General features: G+C 50.7%; 18 protein-coding genes and 2 pseudogenes. 4 read left to right on the top strand and 16 right to left on the bottom strand.

What is annotated here, in order from left to right; translation table 11 throughout:
• Window positions 1-2 precede the first annotated feature (2 nt).
• The 5 genes from L2097_RS05665 to L2097_RS05650 form a co-directional block, all read right to left on the bottom strand.
• Window positions 3-2,165, bottom strand: coding sequence for a bifunctional diguanylate cyclase/phosphodiesterase (locus tag L2097_RS05665; protein WP_250352318.1), 2,163 nt, complete (start codon window positions 2,163-2,165; stop codon window positions 3-5).
• A gap of 113 nt (window positions 2,166-2,278) precedes the next feature.
• On the bottom strand, window positions 2,279-2,608 hold the full coding sequence (gene mdtI / locus L2097_RS05660) for a multidrug/spermidine efflux SMR transporter subunit MdtI (RefSeq protein WP_047370164.1): 330 nt from the start codon (window positions 2,606-2,608) through the stop codon (window positions 2,279-2,281).
• The gene (gene mdtJ, locus L2097_RS05655; RefSeq protein ID WP_142518516.1) at window positions 2,595-2,957 is read right to left on the bottom strand and encodes a multidrug/spermidine efflux SMR transporter subunit MdtJ; all 363 of its coding nucleotides are present in this window, start codon (window positions 2,955-2,957) and stop codon (window positions 2,595-2,597) included. Before mdtJ ends, mdtI begins: the two co-directional genes overlap by 14 nt.
• Before the next feature lie 113 nt (window positions 2,958-3,070).
• Complete coding sequence (locus L2097_RS25870; protein ID WP_455430649.1) at window positions 3,071-3,169, bottom strand: protein YdgV; 99 nt, start codon at window positions 3,167-3,169, stop codon at window positions 3,071-3,073.
• 189 nt (window positions 3,170-3,358) lie between these two features.
• A complete protein-coding gene (locus tag L2097_RS05650; protein ID WP_142518325.1) occupies window positions 3,359-4,426 on the bottom strand; it encodes an AI-2E family transporter in 1,068 nt (355 codons plus the stop codon).
• Between the two features lie 362 nt (window positions 4,427-4,788).
• Here L2097_RS05650 and umuD point away from each other — a divergent pair, with 362 nt between their 5' ends.
• Both umuD and L2097_RS05640 read left to right on the top strand, forming a co-directional pair.
• Entirely contained in the window at window positions 4,789-5,211 is a 423-nt protein-coding gene (gene umuD / locus L2097_RS05645; protein WP_229221892.1) for a translesion error-prone DNA polymerase V autoproteolytic subunit, read from the top strand.
• Between the two features lie 13 nt (window positions 5,212-5,224).
• Window positions 5,225-5,397: pseudogene (locus tag L2097_RS05640) on the top strand (DUF1304 family protein); the annotation flags it as partial.
• A gap of 62 nt (window positions 5,398-5,459) precedes the next feature.
• Here L2097_RS05640 and L2097_RS05635 read toward each other — a convergent pair.
• Both L2097_RS05635 and L2097_RS05630 read right to left on the bottom strand, forming a co-directional pair.
• Window positions 5,460-6,152 carry a fimbrial protein gene (locus L2097_RS05635; protein WP_167337875.1) on the bottom strand — a complete coding sequence of 231 codons (693 nt, stop codon included), beginning with the start codon at window positions 6,150-6,152 and terminating at the stop codon, window positions 5,460-5,462.
• A gap of 371 nt (window positions 6,153-6,523) precedes the next feature.
• The gene (locus L2097_RS05630) at window positions 6,524-7,234 is read right to left on the bottom strand and encodes a fimbrial biogenesis chaperone (protein WP_250352317.1); all 711 of its coding nucleotides are present in this window, start codon (window positions 7,232-7,234) and stop codon (window positions 6,524-6,526) included.
• 876 nt (window positions 7,235-8,110) lie between these two features.
• Here L2097_RS05630 and L2097_RS05625 point away from each other — a divergent pair.
• Together L2097_RS05625 and L2097_RS05620 are read left to right on the top strand one after the other, a co-directional pair.
• Window positions 8,111-8,392 carry a flagellar transcriptional regulator FlhD gene (locus L2097_RS05625; protein WP_052958824.1) on the top strand — a complete coding sequence of 94 codons (282 nt, stop codon included), beginning with the start codon at window positions 8,111-8,113 and terminating at the stop codon, window positions 8,390-8,392.
• Between the two features lie 309 nt (window positions 8,393-8,701).
• On the top strand, window positions 8,702-10,258 hold the full coding sequence (locus L2097_RS05620; RefSeq protein WP_250352316.1) for an EAL domain-containing protein: 1,557 nt from the start codon (window positions 8,702-8,704) through the stop codon (window positions 10,256-10,258).
• Window positions 10,259-10,325: 67 nt separating this feature from the next.
• Here the strand turns inward: L2097_RS05620 and L2097_RS05615 are convergent, their stop codons facing one another.
• The 9 genes and pseudogenes from L2097_RS05615 to L2097_RS05575 all read right to left on the bottom strand — a co-directional run bounded on the left by L2097_RS05615 (window position 10,326) and on the right by L2097_RS05575 (window position 19,816).
• The gene (locus L2097_RS05615; RefSeq protein ID WP_250352315.1) at window positions 10,326-11,072 is read right to left on the bottom strand and encodes an IucA/IucC family C-terminal-domain containing protein; all 747 of its coding nucleotides are present in this window, start codon (window positions 11,070-11,072) and stop codon (window positions 10,326-10,328) included.
• Complete coding sequence (locus tag L2097_RS05610) at window positions 11,059-11,895, bottom strand: ABC transporter ATP-binding protein (RefSeq protein ID WP_250352314.1); 837 nt, start codon at window positions 11,893-11,895, stop codon at window positions 11,059-11,061. Before L2097_RS05610 ends, L2097_RS05615 begins: the two co-directional genes overlap by 14 nt.
• Window positions 11,868-12,899 (bottom strand): FecCD family ABC transporter permease, encoded by a 1,032-nt coding sequence (locus tag L2097_RS05605; protein WP_250352313.1) that lies wholly within the window; start codon window positions 12,897-12,899, stop codon window positions 11,868-11,870. The genes L2097_RS05610 and L2097_RS05605 overlap by 28 nt, the downstream gene beginning before the upstream one ends.
• On the bottom strand, window positions 12,889-13,875 hold the full coding sequence (locus tag L2097_RS05600) for a FecCD family ABC transporter permease (RefSeq protein WP_250352312.1): 987 nt from the start codon (window positions 13,873-13,875) through the stop codon (window positions 12,889-12,891). The genes L2097_RS05605 and L2097_RS05600 overlap by 11 nt, the downstream gene beginning before the upstream one ends.
• Complete coding sequence (locus L2097_RS05595) at window positions 13,872-14,783, bottom strand: ABC transporter substrate-binding protein (RefSeq protein WP_250353132.1); 912 nt, start codon at window positions 14,781-14,783, stop codon at window positions 13,872-13,874. Before L2097_RS05595 ends, L2097_RS05600 begins: the two co-directional genes overlap by 4 nt.
• 33 nt (window positions 14,784-14,816) lie before the next feature.
• Complete coding sequence (locus L2097_RS05590) at window positions 14,817-16,913, bottom strand: TonB-dependent receptor (protein WP_502799289.1); 2,097 nt, start codon at window positions 16,911-16,913, stop codon at window positions 14,817-14,819.
• Window positions 16,914-17,388: 475 nt separating this feature from the next.
• Window positions 17,389-18,231 (bottom strand): colanic acid biosynthesis glycosyltransferase WcaA, encoded by an 843-nt coding sequence (gene wcaA, locus L2097_RS05585; RefSeq protein WP_261802797.1) that lies wholly within the window; start codon window positions 18,229-18,231, stop codon window positions 17,389-17,391.
• 84 nt (window positions 18,232-18,315) lie between these two features.
• Window positions 18,316-18,594, bottom strand: a pseudogene (locus L2097_RS05580) (pentapeptide repeat-containing protein); the annotation flags it as partial.
• A 307-nt stretch (window positions 18,595-18,901) separates the two neighbouring features.
• Window positions 18,902-19,816 carry an alpha/beta fold hydrolase gene (locus L2097_RS05575; protein ID WP_250352311.1) on the bottom strand — a complete coding sequence of 305 codons (915 nt, stop codon included), beginning with the start codon at window positions 19,814-19,816 and terminating at the stop codon, window positions 18,902-18,904.
• Window positions 19,817-19,831: the final 15 nt, after the last annotated feature.

Genomic DNA, 19,831 nt, shown 5'->3' with positions numbered 1-19,831 from the left:
GGTCATCCCTGCCGTTGGCGACGTAAGTGCAAGATGTCTTCCAGCGGCATGGGCTCACTAAACCAGTAACCTTGTAGCTGGTCGCAGCCGGCCAGGCGTAGCATCTTCATCTGCTTTTCATTCTCCACGCCTTCCGCCACCACCATCATTCCCAGCGCGCTGGCAATACGGATAGTACCGCTCACCAGTGCCGACGCTTGTTCGTCATCATCCACCAGCCCGGCGAGTGATTTATCGATTTTGATCGTTTCAAAATTAAAGCGGCGCAGATAGCCAATACTGGAGTAGCCGGTACCAAAATCATCCAGCGCAACCGACATGCCCAGCGCTTTCAGGGTAGTAATGGCGATATGCGCACGCTCCGGGTTTTCCAGGACATAGGTTTCGGTCACTTCCAGTTGCAGGCGCGCCGCCGGGAAACGAGTGCTTATTAGCACCTTCGCCACCTTGTCCTCAAAATCCGGATCGCGAAATTGCGCCGGGGAGATATTCACCGACAATTTTAAATCGCTGTACGCCTGGAGATCATGACAGGCGCGGCGCAGAACAAATTGTCCGAGCTCATAAATCAGGCCGCTGGTTTCCGCAATCACGATAAAATCCTCGGGTTTGAGTTCCCCGGCCGGGCGCCGCGGCCAGCGAACCAGCGCTTCGACTCCGGTCATCGCCAGGGTACGCGCATCCACAATAGGCTGATACCAGACATCAAATTCACCGCGCTCCAGCCCGCTACGGATATCATTTTCAATCAGTAATTGCCACTCGCGGGCGCTGTTCAGCGCCGCATCGTAGTGCGTGATGCGTCCTTTGCCGAGGCTTTTTGAGTGGTACATAGCAATATCAGCGCGGCGGAAAAGCTCAGTACTGGTGCACTCCACCAGTGTGCCGCTGGCAATACCAATACTGGCACCAATATGAATTGTTCGCTCGCCCACCTGAATCGGGTTATTCAAATACGCCAGCACACGCTCGGCAAATCTTGCAGTCTGCTCCTCTGCCCAGGGGCCGCCAATGGTCATGGCAAACTCATCTCCACCCATTCGCGCCAGCATCCCCTGTGCGGGTACTTTTTCCCGTAGCGTCTGGGCGATGGTTCGGATCAGGCGGTCGCCAACGTCATGTCCGTAAATGTCGTTCACATCCTTGAAGCCATCGAGATCGACAAAGGCGACACTCATCATACTGGTATCGCCCTGCGCAGCGAGTTTATCGAGATGTTCAATCAGACCGCGGCGATTCGGCAGATGGCTCAGCCAGTCGGTTAAGGCAATCCTGCGAGCAATTTTCTCCCCTTTCGCCAGCTTATACAGCCCGGCGCTGCTCAGGAGAATAAACAGGAGGATCAATCCCGATGCCAGCAGGGCGATTTGACGAATATTGGCAGAGGCCGCCTCGGCAGCCTCTGCGCCCGGCAAACGCGGCGACCAGTTTAGCCAGCCCAGCACTTCCCCCGCCGAACTTTCCAGCGGCACGGCGGATTCATCCTGCTTCTGTTCCGTAAACGCTAAATCAGCAATCTGAAATGTATCGCCCAACTCTTTAAGGATTTGTGTATTGAGGTGGCGGGTGATTACCAGATAACGCCGCGTATTATCATTAACCTGTAAATTCCCCACCATCGGGCGGATAAGGCCAATCCCTACAAACGCAATGCCGTTGCGGGTACGGGTAATCCCGGCATAAATTTCATTGCTGGATACCAGCGAGGCCGAATTATTACGAATGAGGGTTTGTAAACCCTTACCAAAAAAGTCGAGTGAATGCTCTGTAAACCTCGTGCTGTGAAACGATCCCCATAAGACGTTAAAATTTTCATCCAGGATAAAGGTACCGTCATAGAGATTATTGACTTTAAATCCCTCACCCCAGGTTTTGTAGAGCCATTGAGTGTCAAGCTGTGAGCGGTAGGCCTCCCGCACCGCATCATCCCAGACGGCGTTATCAATCACCAGCGAGCGCACACGATTCACCGAGGTCTGAATCGCCCCCTGTACCGACAGAGCGGTACGATGTTCATCAATTTCATTGGCTTTGCTACTGATAAGATGCAATGAAAGATAGAGCAGTGCGACGATGGAAAAAATAAGCCCAATGCCCGCCAGGAAGATCATGACGAACAGGGTTTTGGCATTCGGGATATTCCGCCAGCTAAATGGGTTCAACATACACTGCCTCCCTCTTAATCCTTAACAGGAAAAACAGCCGGTTGAGGACTTCCGTTAACTAAGCGTAATACAGTCGGTGGATTTCGCTGCCCCTGATAAGGGCAGCGATCACATCAGGCGAGTTTTATTAGTATCATACCCACAATCAGTAAGATAACCCCTGCCCAGCCTTTATTATTCAGGCGCTGGCCGAAGAGGATCCAGCCCGCCGCCAGAGTCGCAGCGATACCGAACCCGCCCCATAACGCATAGGCAACTGATAAATCTATACCTTTCACTGCCTGTGACAGCGCGGCAAAGGCGGCGAGCACTGCCGCCAACGAGCCAATTCCGTATAATTTATGACGAAAACCCGCTGATAATTTAAGGAAAATATTGCCGACGATCTCCAGGACAATAGCCGCCGCCAGCCAGGCACCATGAACCCACTCAAACTGTTGCATTGCGGCGCTCCTGCGGTGTGTTGACCGCTTTACGGGTACCCGATTTGATCAGCACAATCCCGGCAACCAGTGTCATCAGTCCGGCAATTTTCAGTGGGGAGAGCGCTTCATCAAACAACACAACGCTAAACAAGGTGATCAGTAAAATACCGATCCCCTCCCACAGCGCATAGGCCACGCCGAGAGCGATTTTTTTCACTGCGAATGATAATAAAATATATGACAGTGCAATCATCACCAGCATCAGAATAAAACCGGTGTGTCCGTCGGTCACACTTGCCCACTTCATTGATAATGTGCCGGTTATTTCAGCCACAATGGCCAGCGCTAATAATACCCAGTAAATCATCATGCTTCTCCTGCTTGAGAATATAATTGTGCAGGGTCCTTCCATAACGGAAAACCCAGGGGGTAAAAATGACAGTCGCGTGGTTTACGCGAGCCTAAGCAGGGAGGAAAAGACTATAGCGCCGAGCGCCAGTGTTGTTCGCCGGAAAGCAAAAGGGCAGAAGAAGTAAGACGGGAAAAGCCAGAGATGAACGTCCTGAACAAATTATCCATAAAATTACAATATCCGCACATTGCTTCTCATCGTGGCGGAGCGATTGTCCTCAGTAGTAAAACACGCTCTCTTTCTACCACAGAGCCTGTTTTTCCTCAAATTCTTTTCACTTCTTTACCCGCGGTTACCCGGCTTGTAGAAAGTTAATCGCAGCCGCCGCAGGAAAATATCTACGGCGGCGATACAGATTATGGTTCCGATTTCATTGCCAGTGCCCGGTCCTCGGCGAGTAAATTCCAGGATGCAATAAATAGCCCGGCAATCATGGGTCCCAGGACAAAACCGTTAATGCCAAAGAATTGCAGCCCGCCAAGCGTGGTCAGCAAAATTAAATAATCGGGCATTCGGGTATCTTTGCCGACTAATAATGGCCGCAGGATATTATCAGCCAGCCCCACCACCACAATAAAATAGAGCGACATCATAGTACCGGTGATAATTTCCCCGGTGGAGAAGAGAAAAATAGCCGCCGGGACCCAGATAAGCGCCGTGCCGACCGCCGGGATCAGCGACAGGAACGCCATCAGCGAACCCCACAACAAACTACCGTTAATGCCGGAAAACCAGAAACCAAAGCCCCCCAGCGCGCCCTGCACAATTGCCACCACCAGCGTCCCTTTTACCGTTGCCCGGGAGACGCTGGCAAATTTATGGAACAGGCGACGTTTAATTTTGTCCGTCAGTGGAATAGCCGTAAAGATTCTGCGTACCAGCCGGGAACCGTCCTTCAGTAAAAAGAACAGCAGATAGACCATCAGACAGAAACTGACGCTAATACTCAGCGTGTTTTTACCGATAATCACCGCGCTGCCAGCCAGATATCGCCCGGAGCTCAGCGCCACGCCGGATAATTTTTCGCGAATGGCCCCCACGGAGTCAAAGTCATTTTCACGCAAATATCCCTGTGCCCAGCCAGGCAGATAACTAATACTGTCAGTAAAGAGTTGCGGTAAGTCCGTGGCGTTATTTTGCAAGCGTTGATAGAGCGCATTAATTTCTGTAATCAGCGACGTGACAATAATCATCAATGGAATAAAAACTAACACACAGATAAGCAGTACGGTCAGTAGCGAGGCAATACCATCACGCCCCCGCAACCAGCCGGTTAATTTCACCCGTAACGGATAAAAAATAAGCGCCAGAATAACAGCCCAGATAATAGCGGCATAGTACGGCTGGATCAGGCTAAAAAATGCCACACTGACCAGCAACAACAGAACGATAAAAAAGAAATTATGAGTTTTCAATGCCGTCATCTTCGCCATCCAATGGTTAAACTGCCACTAAGTGTAGTGGCTGGCCCCCTGAATGTAAAAAACGACTGCCGCCGCGAAATAATACGTCACAGCCGAAATATCATCATTTCGCTTATTCGTCGCACAGTCCCGATGCTCAGGCAATGGTGGAAAATACCGGGATGCGCATTTTTTCAGCAAATAACAAAAATCCTTGTGCCATCAACCTCTTCACAAAAATCGCGCCCGGGCCGCTTGATCGATACGTTTTTTTGACGATACTGTATATAAACACAGTAATACATAAAAACAGTCACCATGGATGTATCAAAGGCGAAAGCCTCACTTTTACCAGGACGTCGACAGGTTTGTCAGGCAGCCTTGTGCCTGTCATTACGTGGGAGCAACATGCAATGACAACCAGCGCTTTTCCCAGCCCGGCAGCGGATTATATCGAAGGGGCGATCGATCTGGTGGCACATTTGATCAGCCATCCGTCAGCAACCTATGTGCTGCGCACCGCCAGCGATGCCATGTGCGGCGCGGCGATCCTGCCCGGATCGTTACTGTTAGTAGACAGCAGCCTGCAGCCGGTGGATGGCGATATCGTTGTAGCCCGCCTGCTGAGCGGTTTTACCGTCCGGCGACTGCGTCTCTCGCCGCCGCGACTGGTGGCGGAGAACGAAAACTATCGCACGGTATATATTGATGAAGAGGAAGGCGCACATATTGTCGGCGTCGTAACGACCATCATCACGACGCCCCGGCGCACCCTGCACGTTCGTGCGGCGAGCGTGCGGGCGTGAAGAGGGGCGCACGTTTTTGTGGGATATCCAAACAGGCCGCAAGGCCTTTAACCTGAGCGCCGATTTCGCCTGCGGCAGCCGGGGTAATGGCCGCCAGCCAGGAGTTATATAACGGTTTTTTAGCTGTGGAGGCTATGGCTGGACAATAGCGGTTTGCAGTTCAGGCTTTTCTTCCGGGTCAGCGTGAATACAACATCGCATCCAGGACGTATTTACGGCTCGGCCCCACGCTCAGATTGTCGCCCACGTTATTCATACGCCATCGTGAATTCCACCGCAGATTCCGCCGTGCCGGGAGTAACCTCTCCGGTGCGGATAAAGCGCGCTTTCATCGGGATAACATAGTCGCCGCCCAGCGAGGCGTTATAGCCCGTGTATTTCACTGCGGTATTAAACGGCACCAGCGTGTCGTTGGCATACAGTACCTGCACCCCCACCCCGCTTGCCGTGGAGCCGGTTCGCAGGGTGACGTGCTGGTTACTGGCGCCCGGGTTTACCAGGTTAATACCCGCGGCGGGTTTGAAGGTGTATTTCACCGCTGCCATATCTTTGCTGCATTTTTTGATTTCAAAGTTAAACGGCGTGGCGGCGCTGGTCGAGCCAACGGTCGTGAAATCCGGTTTACTGTGCTTTTTCAGGTCAACAAGAATATCGGGGGTTTCGCAGGATTTGACGGTAACGGGGACGTGGCCAGTGATGGTCAGTCGGCTCCACTCCACTCCCCCTTCAGTAGAATTTCTGGTGGTATTATTCCAGCCTTCAATCGTAAAATTCAAATCCAGAGCATCAGCCTCATCCCCGATCGGGCCGGTAACGTACAACTGAGCTTTGATAAGAAAGTGCTGTGCAGCTTCAAAAAAACCGTCTCCGAAACCATGGTGGTAGGAACCAAGATTATTCTTCACAACTATATTGGGGGGATAAACTTCGGTCCATACCATAATACCTATCCCAGAAATATTGGTATTATAAATACCGGGATAAGGAGACTCGGTCATAGGCGTACCATATCTTATCATTATGTAATTTATCTTAGGATTACATTTAAATTCTACAATTTCTCCGTTCGGAAAACTAATCACCGGCCCCAATTTTGTATTAGGCTGCTGGTTTCTTGCCACGGAAAGAGATGCAATTGTACTGTCAATAGAATAACTATAATCGTAGCGACTGTGCCCCGGCTTGAAGTTGCAGCCCGCATAACTTATAAAACTGAACAAACACGATGTAACGATAATTACTAGTCTAAGAATAACAATGAATTTATTCATATTGTTCTCCACTCCCCTGTGTAACATATAATTAATTCCCTTTAACCTGTGTACACGGCACTATGCCGGGCAAAACCACCATAATCACTGATGGTCGTGAAATAGACTTTCCCCGTTTCCGTGCCTTCCAGCGTAAAGGCTGCGCTGCCCTTTGCCGGGCACATGCCTTTGACTTCTTCATTGGGCCGATCTGTTGCGTAAAGACTGATGCGGGCCAGTGAAACGTTAAACGCCGACGGGTTTTCGCAGATGATTTTCATTGCGCCGGCCTCGCGGCTAAGCCGCCAGCGTAGCGTGTTAACCGCCCCGCCCGGCGTGCCCGGTAAGCCCGCCGGGCGGTAAAATACTTTCAGACGTGTGCGCACAGGAAAATGCACAAGATTCGGGTTCTTTGCGCCGCGCTCCGTTTTCGGTTGCACTTCCAGCACATTCAGCCACCACACCGATTCCCGGTCCTGTGGGACTTTGCCACCGGTAAAGCGGATGCGCAGCGACTGCCCTTTTTCGGCATTCAGGCGAAACACCGGCGGGGTGACAATAAACGGCACTTTGCCGGTTTCGGGGCGCAAATCAGGATTACCGTCATCCATCCACGCCTGCAACAAGCGCGGCCCGCTGGCATTATTGGTGAGCGCGAGCGTAACTTCGCGTTTCGCTGCCGGGTAAATCACCCGCGTGCCGTCGAACTGAACAGCCGCCTGCGCTGTTGCACTCGCAAGCAGAAAGAAGAGAAAAAAGACCTGTCCCTGCATGGTATATCCCTCCGTGGAATATATATGTCAGCCCTCTATATTCAGATAAATAATACGTTATATTATTCATTAGAATTATAAATACAATCGATACATAACCAACATGAAATTAAGATTGCAGAAATTACCTGATGTAATATTGTTTTGTCGAATTCTACTGAAAATCACCTAACTTTTTCAACCCACAAGAGTTTTATTTTTCAGATGAAATTGTATGAATAAATGAATTTTAAGAGTGAATAAATGAGTGTCAGAGGAATGGATAATGTATAATACAAAGCTGGCAGCGCGGGTTTGCAATAAGGCAATGATAGTTTAGTTTTCAGTGTATTAACACAGCTCAATGCCACAGGCCTACATCAGCATTCATTTTATTAATGGCCTTTTTCCGCACCGAAACAGCTGCCACATGAATATAAAAATACATACACTTTTGTCGATCACATAAAGCGCGAGGTACGTCAAAGAGAAACCCGCACGGTGTTTCCTTCCGTGCTGTGCAGAGGGAAATAATAGCTGTAGCGCATAGAATACCCTCTCCGCATGGCATCTGTTTGTTCACATGCAGGTATCTGCTCCCCTTCTCCCCCGATAAATCCGGTCAGAGTCTTTTTATCTAAAACAGAAAAGGGTATGTAAGCCGCCCTTTAAATTTTTCTGTTATAGAAACAAAATATTCGTAACGCCAACGCGAATGACTTTCATTATTAACTCACTCTCAGAATGACATCCTGGAAATATTTTCGTGCCAGATATAAACGCATTGTGAAAATAATGTAAATTTTTATACTAAAGTTGTATTTTGCATGTATCATATAAGGCAATGGGTTTCTTAAACTGCATACTCTTTCTTCCGTTTTTTAATCCGGCGTAAAAATGATCACACCTGTTTCTGTCCTGAAAGAAATTCACAACCTTAATTTGTCATATCTTTTACTGGCACAACGCGTAGCAGCAGAAGATATCAAACAAGCCGAATGCTTTTTAAACATGGACATTGAGCTGATTCAGGCAGTTAAGCAATTGACCGCTACGCAAATACTCGCGCTGGCTGAGACCAATCAGTGCCTCATTAAAGTGCAGTCAAACCTGGTTACCTCACTTGCTGAACAAGAAAACCCTCAGCCCGCTCATGGCCTTCATCAGCGCGGGCTTTAGAATAGTTATCTTTTTTAATATTTACGGACAGGGAACATGTTGTCGCTAAGCTAATCTTTACAGGAATCACTCTTTTTAGCATTACTCTTCGAAACTGTGTTTTGTGAAACTGAAAAATGTGATTTCACCGGAGTTGACAACGGTCGTGAGAATCTACAGAAATCACGGATAAAGTCCCGCGCCGTACGGCCGATAATTACGATAAGTACGGTTTACCTCTCAAGGCAGAGGGCAAAGACTGAGATAGAGTGAAGACTGTGCAAAGCGTGCAAGCCGGATAACCATAACGACAGGGGAATGTTGTCAACAATGCCACTGCAAATACTGAGAACTATCCACCACAAGATCGGCATTTACGCATTATCTATAGTGTTAACCTTCGGCGTTCTGTATGGCGCAGGCCTGGGGGTGTACTATATCTATGCTCATGAAAAACTGGAAGATTATGCTGAGTCCATTCTGGCACGCAGCAATAGCCTTATCTCACAAGTAAAACTGATTGACGGACTGCGACAGGAGTTTGCGGTCTATGAGCCGTGCAGCGAACAGTACGTGCTGGCACTGCGTAAACGGCTTTGGCCTTATCCGCTGATCAAGGATATCGCCTATGTTCAGGACGAGAAAATTGTCTGTTCGGCCCTCTGGGGCAAACTGAATGCCCCCCTCTCTCTGAATATGTTCAGAAATAAGGTCAACCGGGGAAGCTATACGTGGGTCTTTGATGCGCAGATTGAAGAAAACATTACGGCAGATGTCCTTTATACCAGTAACTTCGCCATAACGGTCTCCCCTTTTGCCTTCCAGCGTTTCTGGGAGGAGGCCAATAAGATGGATTTCGATGCCATTATAGGTGATTTCAAACATGACAATCATTTTTTTATGATTGGAAAAAACACACATTTACTGGAATCTGTAGAACATAAAAAACAACGTTCATACTTGTATTTTACTGAACATGCCTGCAATAGTGTGAATAACATTTGTGTTATTGCCGGGACATCGCTCCCTTTATTTTTCAAAAACAATCTTTATTTTCTGGTCTCTCTTTTTAGTGCATCTCTTATCATCGGCCTGTTGATTGCCGCCCTTTATGTTAATAATACTGCACATAATCAATCTCTCCTTGCCCGACTAAAAAATGCGATTGAAAAGCGTGAATTACATTTCGTTTATCAACCTATATATAAAATTAAAGATCGAAAAATAACCGGCATCGAGGTGCTGTTACGCTGGACGGATCCACAAATCGGACACATCGGCCCTGATATCTTTATTCCGCTTGCGGAAAAAAATGGCTTGATAAATAAAATCAGCCTATATGTCGTTGAGCATGCCATCAAAGAGTGTGCATCGGTATTGCAGAGCAGTGATATCACCCTCAGCATTAACGTCAGTTGCGCGGATATCTGTTCCGAGGCGTTTCGCGAAAAATTGCTGAGCACGTTACAACACGAGAACGTAGCTGGCGAATCAATTATTCTTGAAATTACGGAAAGGCAAAGTTCCGGTACCGAAGATATTAAGCGTTCCATGGATCTTTTTAAGGGCACCGGGATAATATTCGCCCTCGACGACTTTGGCACCGGTTATTCCAACCTGAACTGGCTTTCATTACTTGACGTGGGTGAAATCAAAATTGACAAATCAATCACTGATTCCATAGGGACAGAATCCATCAATAATCACATCCTTCCCGGACTGATAGAGATGTTTAAAAACATGCCTAAAATCGTGGTTTTCGAAGGGGTAGAGACCGACATACAGTATCAATTTCTGAAGGAAAACATACCGGGGTGTTGCGCCCAGGGGTGGTATTTCACAAAAGCGGTCCCTTTAAGCGAACTACGTACCGTCCTTGTAGCCTAACGTTAGCCGCGCGTTCCTGCGGCTCATTGTCTCGGCCCTTTTCCCGCGATGGCGCCTGTCCCCGGAATCAGGTTACCTTGCACAGCGGGCAATTATGGCAATACGCCACAGGTTGCACCATTTTGTAATAAAAACAGCAGGTACGGCGAAAGCGCACTCTGGTTCCCGCCGCACTCTGTTGTAGCGGGCGGCGAAAGCGTTTGAGCGGGTTCCATGGCAGACCAAACAGTGACGGTTCGGCCCCTTCCAGCAGCCAGGCAAAATCCGCCTGTTGGCGTTCCTCCTGCTCTACAGTCAGCCCTTCCATTCGTCCCTGATATAAGGAATAAACCCGCACAGCCGTGTTCTCCCACAGGATATGCTGCGACAGACCGCTCACCTGCGACAGGCTTTGCCACAACGGCGCGAAGAATGTTCGGAATAACGCGCCGACGATAGCCTCACGCCACGCCTCACGCGCTCCCGGCGTGTACGCCGTCGCAGTAACATCCATCGGCAGTGACGAGGTCCACAAACCGCCATCGTGAGCATATTCCAGCCGACAGGTATTAAGTGATAACGGCAGGCCTTTATCAAAGACACTCATTGCATAGAGCACATTCCCGGATGCGAGAAATGCCACTCGTTTGGCAAAAAGCGATGCGGCAATTGCCAGGTCCGGCGCGCCAATTAGCGGCATCACGCGTTCCAGTAACACCCGGCACGTTTGTACATCTCCGATAGCCTCGCCCGGCACGCTGCGCCTGTCTGCCTGTGCGAGCGTACGCAGGCGAAACACGTTTTGCAGGTACGCATATTCCTCACTCGTCAGCATGCGTTTCTCCCGGAAAAGGAATGCACAGCGGCGTATGGAAAAAGGGGTCGTCAATAATCCGACAGCGCAGATTAAACACCTCTCTCACAAGGGTTTCTGTCATGACCTGTTTTGGCGTCCCTTGTGCATATATCCTGCCTTTATGTACGGCCACCAGATGATCGGCATAACGGCAGGCCAGGTTCAGGTCGTGCAGGACCATCACAATGGTTTTGCCCTGCTGCTGGTTGAGTCCGCGCAACAATTCCAGAATCTCTATCTGATGCGCCAGATCCAGGTAGGTTGTCGGCTCGTCCAGTAACACGGTGTTCGTCGCCTGCGCCAGCGTCATGGCAATCCACACCCGCTGACGCTGCCCGCCGGATAACGCATCCACCGGACGATGCTGCAGGGCTGCGGTTCCCGTCAGGCGTAACGCCTCCTCCACCTGCTGTTCATCGTCTATTGACCACTGACGCAACCAGTTCTGGTAAGGAAAACGCCCAAGACTGACCAGCTGGCGCACGGTGATGCCCTCCGGTGCAACGGGCGTTTGCGGCAGGATGGCCAGTTTGCGGGCAATCTGCGCCGTATTACTGGTGTGAATGTCCGCCCCCTCAAGAATGACCGTTCCTGACTGCGGCGTCAGCAATCGCGCCATAGCTTTTAGCAGCGTGCTTTTACCGCAGCCGTTGCTACCAATGAGCACCGACACTTTGGCGGCTGGCAGGGCTAAATCCAGCGAATCGATCACCTGCTGCTGCTGGTAGCTGATGCTCAGCTTTTGGGTTGTGAGAGACACGTTTTCCTCATCAGTTACGTTCGCTGCCGGATGAGCAGCCATAAAAAGAACGGCGCGCCGGCCAGCGCCACAAAAATCCCCGCCGGAAGATCGGCGGGTTGAAACAGGGTTCGCGCCAGCAGATCAGCCGTGACCACCATGCAGCCCCCACCGCAAACAGTGACAAATGCCTGACCAAAAAAGCCGTTACGCACCACCAGTCGGGCAATGTGCGGCGCTATCAGTCCGACAAATGCCATGGCCCCCACCAGCGCAATCGCCCCGCCGGAGAGGACTACGCAGCCGAGTAACAGCAGCACCCGCAGGGGGTGTACTCGTACGCCGAGTCCGCTTGCCAGCTCATCATGCAATTGCAACGTTTTCAGGTAGCGCAGCAAGAAAAGCAGTAACGGGAGCGCCCAGAGATAAATCATCAGCAGTTTCAGCACTTTATCCCAGGTCGCGGCATAAACGCTGCCGCTTAGCCACACCCAGGCGGAAAAGGTGGTGGTGAGCGGGCTGAGGACCAGAACGAAGGTGACGACCGCCCCCGCCAGCGCCGACACACCGACACCGGTCAGGATCAGGCGCAGTGGCGTCAGCCCTTTACGCCATGACAGCAGGAAAATTAGCCCAACAGCGCAGGCCGCTCCCGCCATCGCCGCCCAGGGCATCAATGCGCTGCCGTATTGCAGACTGAAAAAAGAGAGCCAAATCAGCGCACCGGCGCTTGCCCCGGTCGTTACGCCCAGGGTATCCGGCGAGGCCAGCGGGTTTCGCACCAGTGTCTGCATGATGAGCCCGGACATCCCTAATCCACCGCCGGCCAGCAGCGCCAGCGTCACGCGGGGTAAACGCAACTCATGCAAGATAAAACGTTGTGGTCGGTCGTCGGGCTGGAACAGAAGCCATAAAGTTTGCGGCAGCGAAATCGTCACATCGCCGATACTCAGCGCCACGAGAGTCACGAGCATGGTGAGGAGTGAACACCCCAGTAACACCGGCAGCAAACGCCGGGAGAACGGGCGTGAAAATGGCCCCAGACGGAAGAGTTGGTTATCCGGCATGTTCCCCCCTTCGCTGCGCCAGCAAAATAAAAAACGGCGCGCCCATGAATGCCGTCATCACCCCGACCGGGACTTCCTGCGGCAAAATCACCACCCGGGCGGCAATGTCTGCAACCAGTAGCAGCAACGCGCCGAGCAAGGCACTGGCCGGCAGCGACTGGCGCAGGTCACTGCCAAACAACTGACGCGCAATATGCGGGACGATAAGCCCGACAAAGCCAATACTGCCCGCCAGCGCCACAGCGCAGCCGGCCAGCCCAACCACCAGCACGCTTGCCAGCAGCCGGACCAGGGCGATGTTGAGCCCGAGTCCACGGGCTATCTCTTCGCCGGCATTCAGTACGTTCATTTGCCCGGCAAACAGGCAGGCAGCGACCACCAGCAGCACGCCGGGAATCAGCAGCGGGTAAAGCTGCGCCAGATCATTACCCGCAAGACTGCCCGCCAGCCAGAACAGCATGGTATCGAGCGTTTCCTGATCGACGACGAGTATTGCCTGCGTAAAGGCATTACACAGTGCGGTAATGGCAACACCCGCCAGCACCAGGCGCAATGGGTTGAGCTGTCCTTTGCTGATACGGCTGCTAAACCAGACCAGCGTGCCGGTGGCACAGGCGCCGGTAAATGCCAGCCACAATGTTAGCCAGGGGGAGATAACGGCAAAAAAACTGCCTACCAGCACAATCATTAACGCCGCACCTGCGTTAACGCCAAACAGCCCCGGTGAGGCTAATGGGTTACGGGTCAGCGCCTGCATTAACCCGCCCGCCACCGCCAGAAATGCCCCCACGCCCATCGCCAGCAGGGTACGCGGCAGACGTGAAGTACGAATAATGGTATCCACCGCGCTGGTCGGGTCCGCATCAGACAGTGCTTTTATTAATTGCGCGAAGGTATAAAAGTGGGCGCCCGTCATCATACTGACCACCGCCATCACTGCCAGCAGTAGACCACAGAGTAGAAATCTTCCTCTCATCGCCGCCCCCTGAGTAACGCATATTCGACATCGCTCAGGATTTGATTTGCCCCCAGAATGCCCCCGGACAAACTCCAGGGCACGCTGTCCACAACCCATAATTGCCCCGCTTTCACCGCCCGCATCTGCTGCCAGAGAGGATGTGCCGTTAGCGTTTGATACTGCCGGGCGATCGCCGGGCTATTTGCCCGCAGCAAAATGAAAAAGATATCGGCGTCCAGCAAGGGAATATTCTCCATACCAGAGAAACGCAACGATGCGCTTTGCGCCTGCATCGCCTGTTCATTCCAGGTAAAACCCAGTTCAGACATCACCGAGCCCGGAAAGCTTCGTGCAACGTAGCTACGAATATGATCCGGACGTACTTCAATCACCGAGACCTGCGGCCTGTTCGCTGTATCAAATCGCGCCGGGATAAGGCTTCGCAGCGAGGCAACACGTGCATCCCAGCGTTCAAGCAGAAGCCCTGCGGCGCTCTTCATTGCCAGATTTTCGCCCACTACCGTCAGCGTTTTCCTGAACTCAAACACATCATCCAGTAGCGCAACGGGGGCAATTTTCCGCATCAGCGGCGCGATATCCTGGTGACGGAAACGGGATGCAAAAATGATATCCGGCTTGAGCAACACGATTTTTTCCAGCGCAGGCTGCGTTTCGAGGCCGAGTTGCGGGACGCCGGAAAGCTGCGGACGCAGATAGCGATAAACCGGTTTCTCCGTCCATGACTCAACAATGCCTGCGGGGGTGACACCCAGTGCGACCAGGCTGTCGGTCGCCCCCTGGAACAGTGACACGACGCGCGGCATGGCCGGTTGACGGGCAAATAACGTCGGTGAGGTGACACCCAGCAACAGTGACTGGAGTATGCGTCGACGCGTCAGAGAAAATGAGAGTGTATTTTTCATCATCATTGATACCGCCCCACAACGGGGCGGTCTGCGTCAAAAATCAATACTGTAGCCGAGCGTGGCTGTGCGCCCGCGTCCCGCAAAATAGCGGTCCGGGTCGACAGAGGCACTCTGGGAATAGTAGGTAATGTACTGCTTATTCAGCAGGTTAGAGATGCCGAGATTTAACTTTCCGTAAGGCAGTTTGTAGCCCACGGCAGCATCCACCAGCGCATAGCCGGAAAAGTCTTTCTCTGCGTCATCGAATTCTTTGCTTAACGCCCAGTTAGCCTGCAGGAATGTACTCAACTCAGCATTCCAGTTGGCTGACCAGCTGGCGATGATGCGATCCGGGGAGATATTCAGTCCATCGAGTTTTGCATCAAGGCTGCCGTTGTCATCGCTGTCATAGCGACCGCGCATGTGCGACCAGGCGACGGTGAGTTTGTGGTCCGCATTGGGGCTGTAGCCCGCGCTAATTTCCACACCGTCAATCTCCGTTTTTTCGCGACGAGCGACAAACGCATCATTGACCAGTTCCACACGACTCCCCAGTTTCGAGGTGGATTTGTAATAACTGGCCTCGAAATCAAACGGGGCTTGCTGTACCCGGAATCCGACTTCACTGTTTTTAGTGACGATCGGCTGCAGCCCGCTGTAATCATTGAGTTTAATCCCCGGCGTATCGATGCCACGCAGTACGCGTCCGACATCCGGCACGGTAAAGCCTTCGCTGTAGCTGGCAAAGAGGCTGAGCGGCTCAATGGGGGTCCATACCACACCTGCGTTATAGAGCGTCTGGTCGAAAGACGGTGTTCCGCCCTCCACTTTCACACGGTCATTCGCCCATACCGTCTGGTAATTGTCGATCTTCAGACGCGCGTACTCATAGCGCACGCCGCCGCTTAGTTTCACCGACTCGACGGGGGCAAATTCCAGTTGCAGGAAGGGAGACAGGTCGGTGTAATTAATTTCCGGCACATAGGTGCGCCCGGTTGACCACAAATCCTGCTTTGAGCTATCAAACAGGGTATCGAATCCCAGTGTCGCTTTGATGCGATCATCCCAGATATCATCCCTGGTCAGCGCGATTTTACTGCCGTATTTGTCGGTATAGGCCCGGCTCTGATCATAGAGGGTCCCAATGGGCGCGATGGCAGGATCCTGGAAAGATGATGAGTTGGTTGCGCCAAATAAGGCTTCATAGCGCTGATAGTAAGCCAGTGCCGTCAGCTTCATGCCCGCGAGATTGTAGTTATCGTAGGTTGTGCCCACAGTCCAGACATCGTTATGGGGAGCACTGCCTTCCGGGTTGCCCTTAACCGACGTGGTGAGCACGCCAGCGTCACGGTCTCCCCTCACGCTAACGTAGTTATCTTTATTTTTCAGACGGTAACGGTTGAGACTGAGTTGGATGCGCTGATCGTTATCCAGCCAGTACCCCACCTTAGCCAGCATGTCCCACGCGCGGGAATCCATCAGGTCACCCTGCGTGTTATCAACGCCAATGGCATGATTATTCGCGTCCTTAAACAGGCCCTGATCTTCATAGCTCAACGAAAAAAGGTAGTCGATATACTCTTCGCTGCCATTGATGCTGTAGTTGGTTTTATACGCCAGCGTATCGCGGTCAAATTCCGCCGTAGGGGTGGTAGTTTCGACGCTGAAATGCTGGTTCACGCTGCCCGGTTGCGCCCGTTTCGTGATGATATTGATCACCCCTCCCGTTGCGCCGACGCCGTTGCTGGCGTTTGCCCCTTTGATCACCTCAATACGCTCAATCATCGACGAGTCAATGGTATGCATTTCGCGTCCGGTTGGACGCAGCGGGTTTGACTGTGGAATACCGTCAATCATCACCAGCGGTGTGCGCCCACGAAGCGTTTCCCCACTGCCGGACATCTTCTGCCGCGGCGGCGAAAATGACGGCAGTAAATTGCTGAGAATTTGTGACGTGTCTGAGGTGATTTGCCGTTGTTGGGCAATTTCTTTTTCGCTGATGACCTTTATGACCTGGGGGGAATCATTACGTGACCCCTCCGTACGTGTCGCGCTAACAATCAGTTCATCATCACGACTTGTCGCTTCCTGCGCATAAAGCGGCGAGGTGAAGACCAGAGCCATCGCGCCGTATAAAGGGGAAAATCTCATGCAAACAACCCTCAATCATTATTCCCCATCTTGTTTGGGGATCATTCCGTAAGAGAAACAAATAACAACAATAAGAAATATTTTGATAATGATTATCAATATCACGAATGAAATGTAAAGCAGAGATGAGATTTTTTGACGATGACACGGCTGACGCCATGGTCAGAAGGATATGACACCGGGGGTGTCACGGGCGGCGAAAACCGGGGGATTATTGGGTGCGTATAACGTGGCGAAAACAGAGGATGGTGCCCCAAGTTCATCCTGAATGGCGGGAATCGGGATGAACAGGGGTACAGGAAGGTAAGCGTGCACAATAAGCTACACGTAACGCTTCACTCTTCTCTCTACTATGTAAGGTGTCGGGACTTATGTGCGTGACGCTGTGCAGATTCATGCCAGCGCACGTAATTGCGCAAATTAAATAACGTTAAAACCCTGCAAACATACCCCGACAATGTGAGCATGTAACGTTTTAAAATTTCTTATCTTTAAATACGGTATGAAGCATCATGTAGCGCTTAACATTGCGCAAGCACAATAAGCGCCTGAAAACCCGAAAAGACATTGGTTTCTTGCGAATATAATAGAGGGTAAAAAGTTGATACTTCTTGCTTGACTTGTCAAACTTACTGCTGTGTTTCTTATAAAAAGAGAAATAACCCGAAAATTTTTTCCGCGAAGCCGTTATTCTTACTTCACCGTGGTTTACATAAAGAATCTGAGTGGCCATTTTTATTTTAAAAGGTCCACCATATTGCTCAGCAAGTCGATAAAAAGCGTCATAATCTTGCGCGGCAGCAAGCTGCGTATCAAAAAGAATAGTCTGCAAACGCGATGTTAACGTGAAGACCTGATTGCCGACAATGTTCTTTTTATTAAATAATTGCTGGTTATAATCTGGTTTTGGATAAATCCTCAAGCTCTCCAGCGAAAGATAGCCTGATGTATCACAAATATAATCATCAGCATACAAAAACGCGTGCTGATGGAGTTTGTGCTGATCCTTAAGAAAGGACGTTAACCGATTAGGCAACCACTCATCGTCATCATCAATGCCCGTAATGAATTCACCCTTCGCCAGCTTAATGGCTTGATTTCTCACAGCACAAGCGCCGGAGTTATAGTCATTCCTGATGTATTTTATGCGTGAGTCCGCCAGTCCCTCAATAAACCCCTGAAGGTTAAGATAATTTGGCGAGCAATCATCAACGATAATTAACTCCCAGTTTGTATATTCTTGCTTCAAAATTGATTCGACTGCGCGTTTTGCTAACGCCTCTCTGTTCCATGTAGGCATATAAATTGAAACCAGCAGGTCGGGTTTTACGACGGAATCCGATAACGTCTCTGACTCTGAAACCGTTTTGTAAAAACTCGCATTTTCAGGATCGCTTTCCGTAAAATTCACGCCATAACAATTAGCATAATCAAAGATGGCTCCTTTTAAAGAGCAATAGCTAAGATTGGCGCCTCGTAAACATGCATATGAAAAATCGGCATTTCTCAGATCGCTGAATGACAGATCTTCACCTGTAAAATCAGCGCTTCTAAAATTTAACCCCGCATAATTCTTAAAACGATGGTCGCCGTTAAGAAAAATATTTTTAATGCTCTTATTGCCATGCTGCTTAACCTTATATTCTTTTTCATAAGGTGCAGCTTTTTCGTTTAAAAGCATGATGTTTTCCTGTCTATCTGTTCCCAGAGAGAGACAGCATATCAAGCCATTTTTAAGTCATGTATAAATATTACAATTTATAATTATTTTTCAGAACTTCCTTATTAACAAACTGCATGAAGGTTAATTTTATTATTTACTATCAATAAATTACACCACCTCAAAACAGTGTAATTGTATTACAGAGTGTGAAACCATCCGGAGTATTTCCGTTGCAATGTGGTACAACCTGAGTGACGCCATCGAGCATTAACACGGCCAGAGAAAAAACCCGGCAGGATATTAGGCCGCTCTGCCGGGAGGGGCGTCAGCCTGACGTGCGGACATGCCGATCAAGAAAATCACGAATGTCCATACCTATCTCGGTAACATGCGTTTCGAGCGCGAAGTGGCCCGTGTCATAAAACTTTATCTCTGCCTTCGGCAGATCACGTTTCCATGCTTTAGCGCCTTCCGCGAGGAAAAACGGGTCATTTTTCCCCCATACGGCCAGCAGTGGTGGCTGGTATTCACGGAAATAACGCTGAAAGGCGGGATATTTATCCACATTCGCGGCGTAATCGAGCAACAGGTCCAGTTGGATCTCCGCATTTCCCGGCCGGGATACCTGTATTCCTTCAAGCGTATAACCATCAGGCGAAACCAGAGACGGGTCGGTAACCCCTTCGAGATACTGCCATTTAATGGAAGCTGGTGTGGGGAATTCCTGCAGTGCCTTGCGGTTTTCCGGCGTAGGTTCGCGCCAGTATCGCTGAATAGGCGCCCAGGCTTCACCCAGCCCTTCTTCATAGGCATTGCCATTCTGAGAAATGATCGCAGTCACCCGCTCCGGGTGTGCTGCTGCCAGTCGCCATCCGACAGGCGCGCCGTAATCGTGGACCATCAGCGCATACGCGTCGAGATTGAGTTCCTCGGTAAATCGGTCAATGGTTTCTGCTAGCTGGTCAAAGGTATATGAATAGCTACCCTTCTCCGGAACCCCGGTAAAACCAAAGGCCGGTAAATCTGGTGCGATTAGATGGTAACGATCGGCCAGTTGGCTAAAAAGCTCACGAAACATAAACGATGAACCTGCGAAGCCATGAAGCATAAGTAACACCGGCGCCGTGCTATCACCGGCCTCGCGATAGAAAACGTTAACATCGCCCGCCTGTTTATAGCGGTAATGAATCTGAGTAGCCGACGAGGCAGACGCAGGTAATGCGGAAGTGGAAGACACCATAAAATTCCTGTGTAA

Origin of the sequence: Citrobacter sp. MNAZ 1397, from assembly GCF_023613995.1 — a bacterium.
In the GTDB taxonomy this organism is placed as follows: domain Bacteria; phylum Pseudomonadota; class Gammaproteobacteria; order Enterobacterales; family Enterobacteriaceae; genus Phytobacter; species Phytobacter ursingii.
The sequence above is the reverse complement of the archived record's forward strand: the minus strand, read 5'-3'. Positions and strand labels throughout refer to the sequence as shown.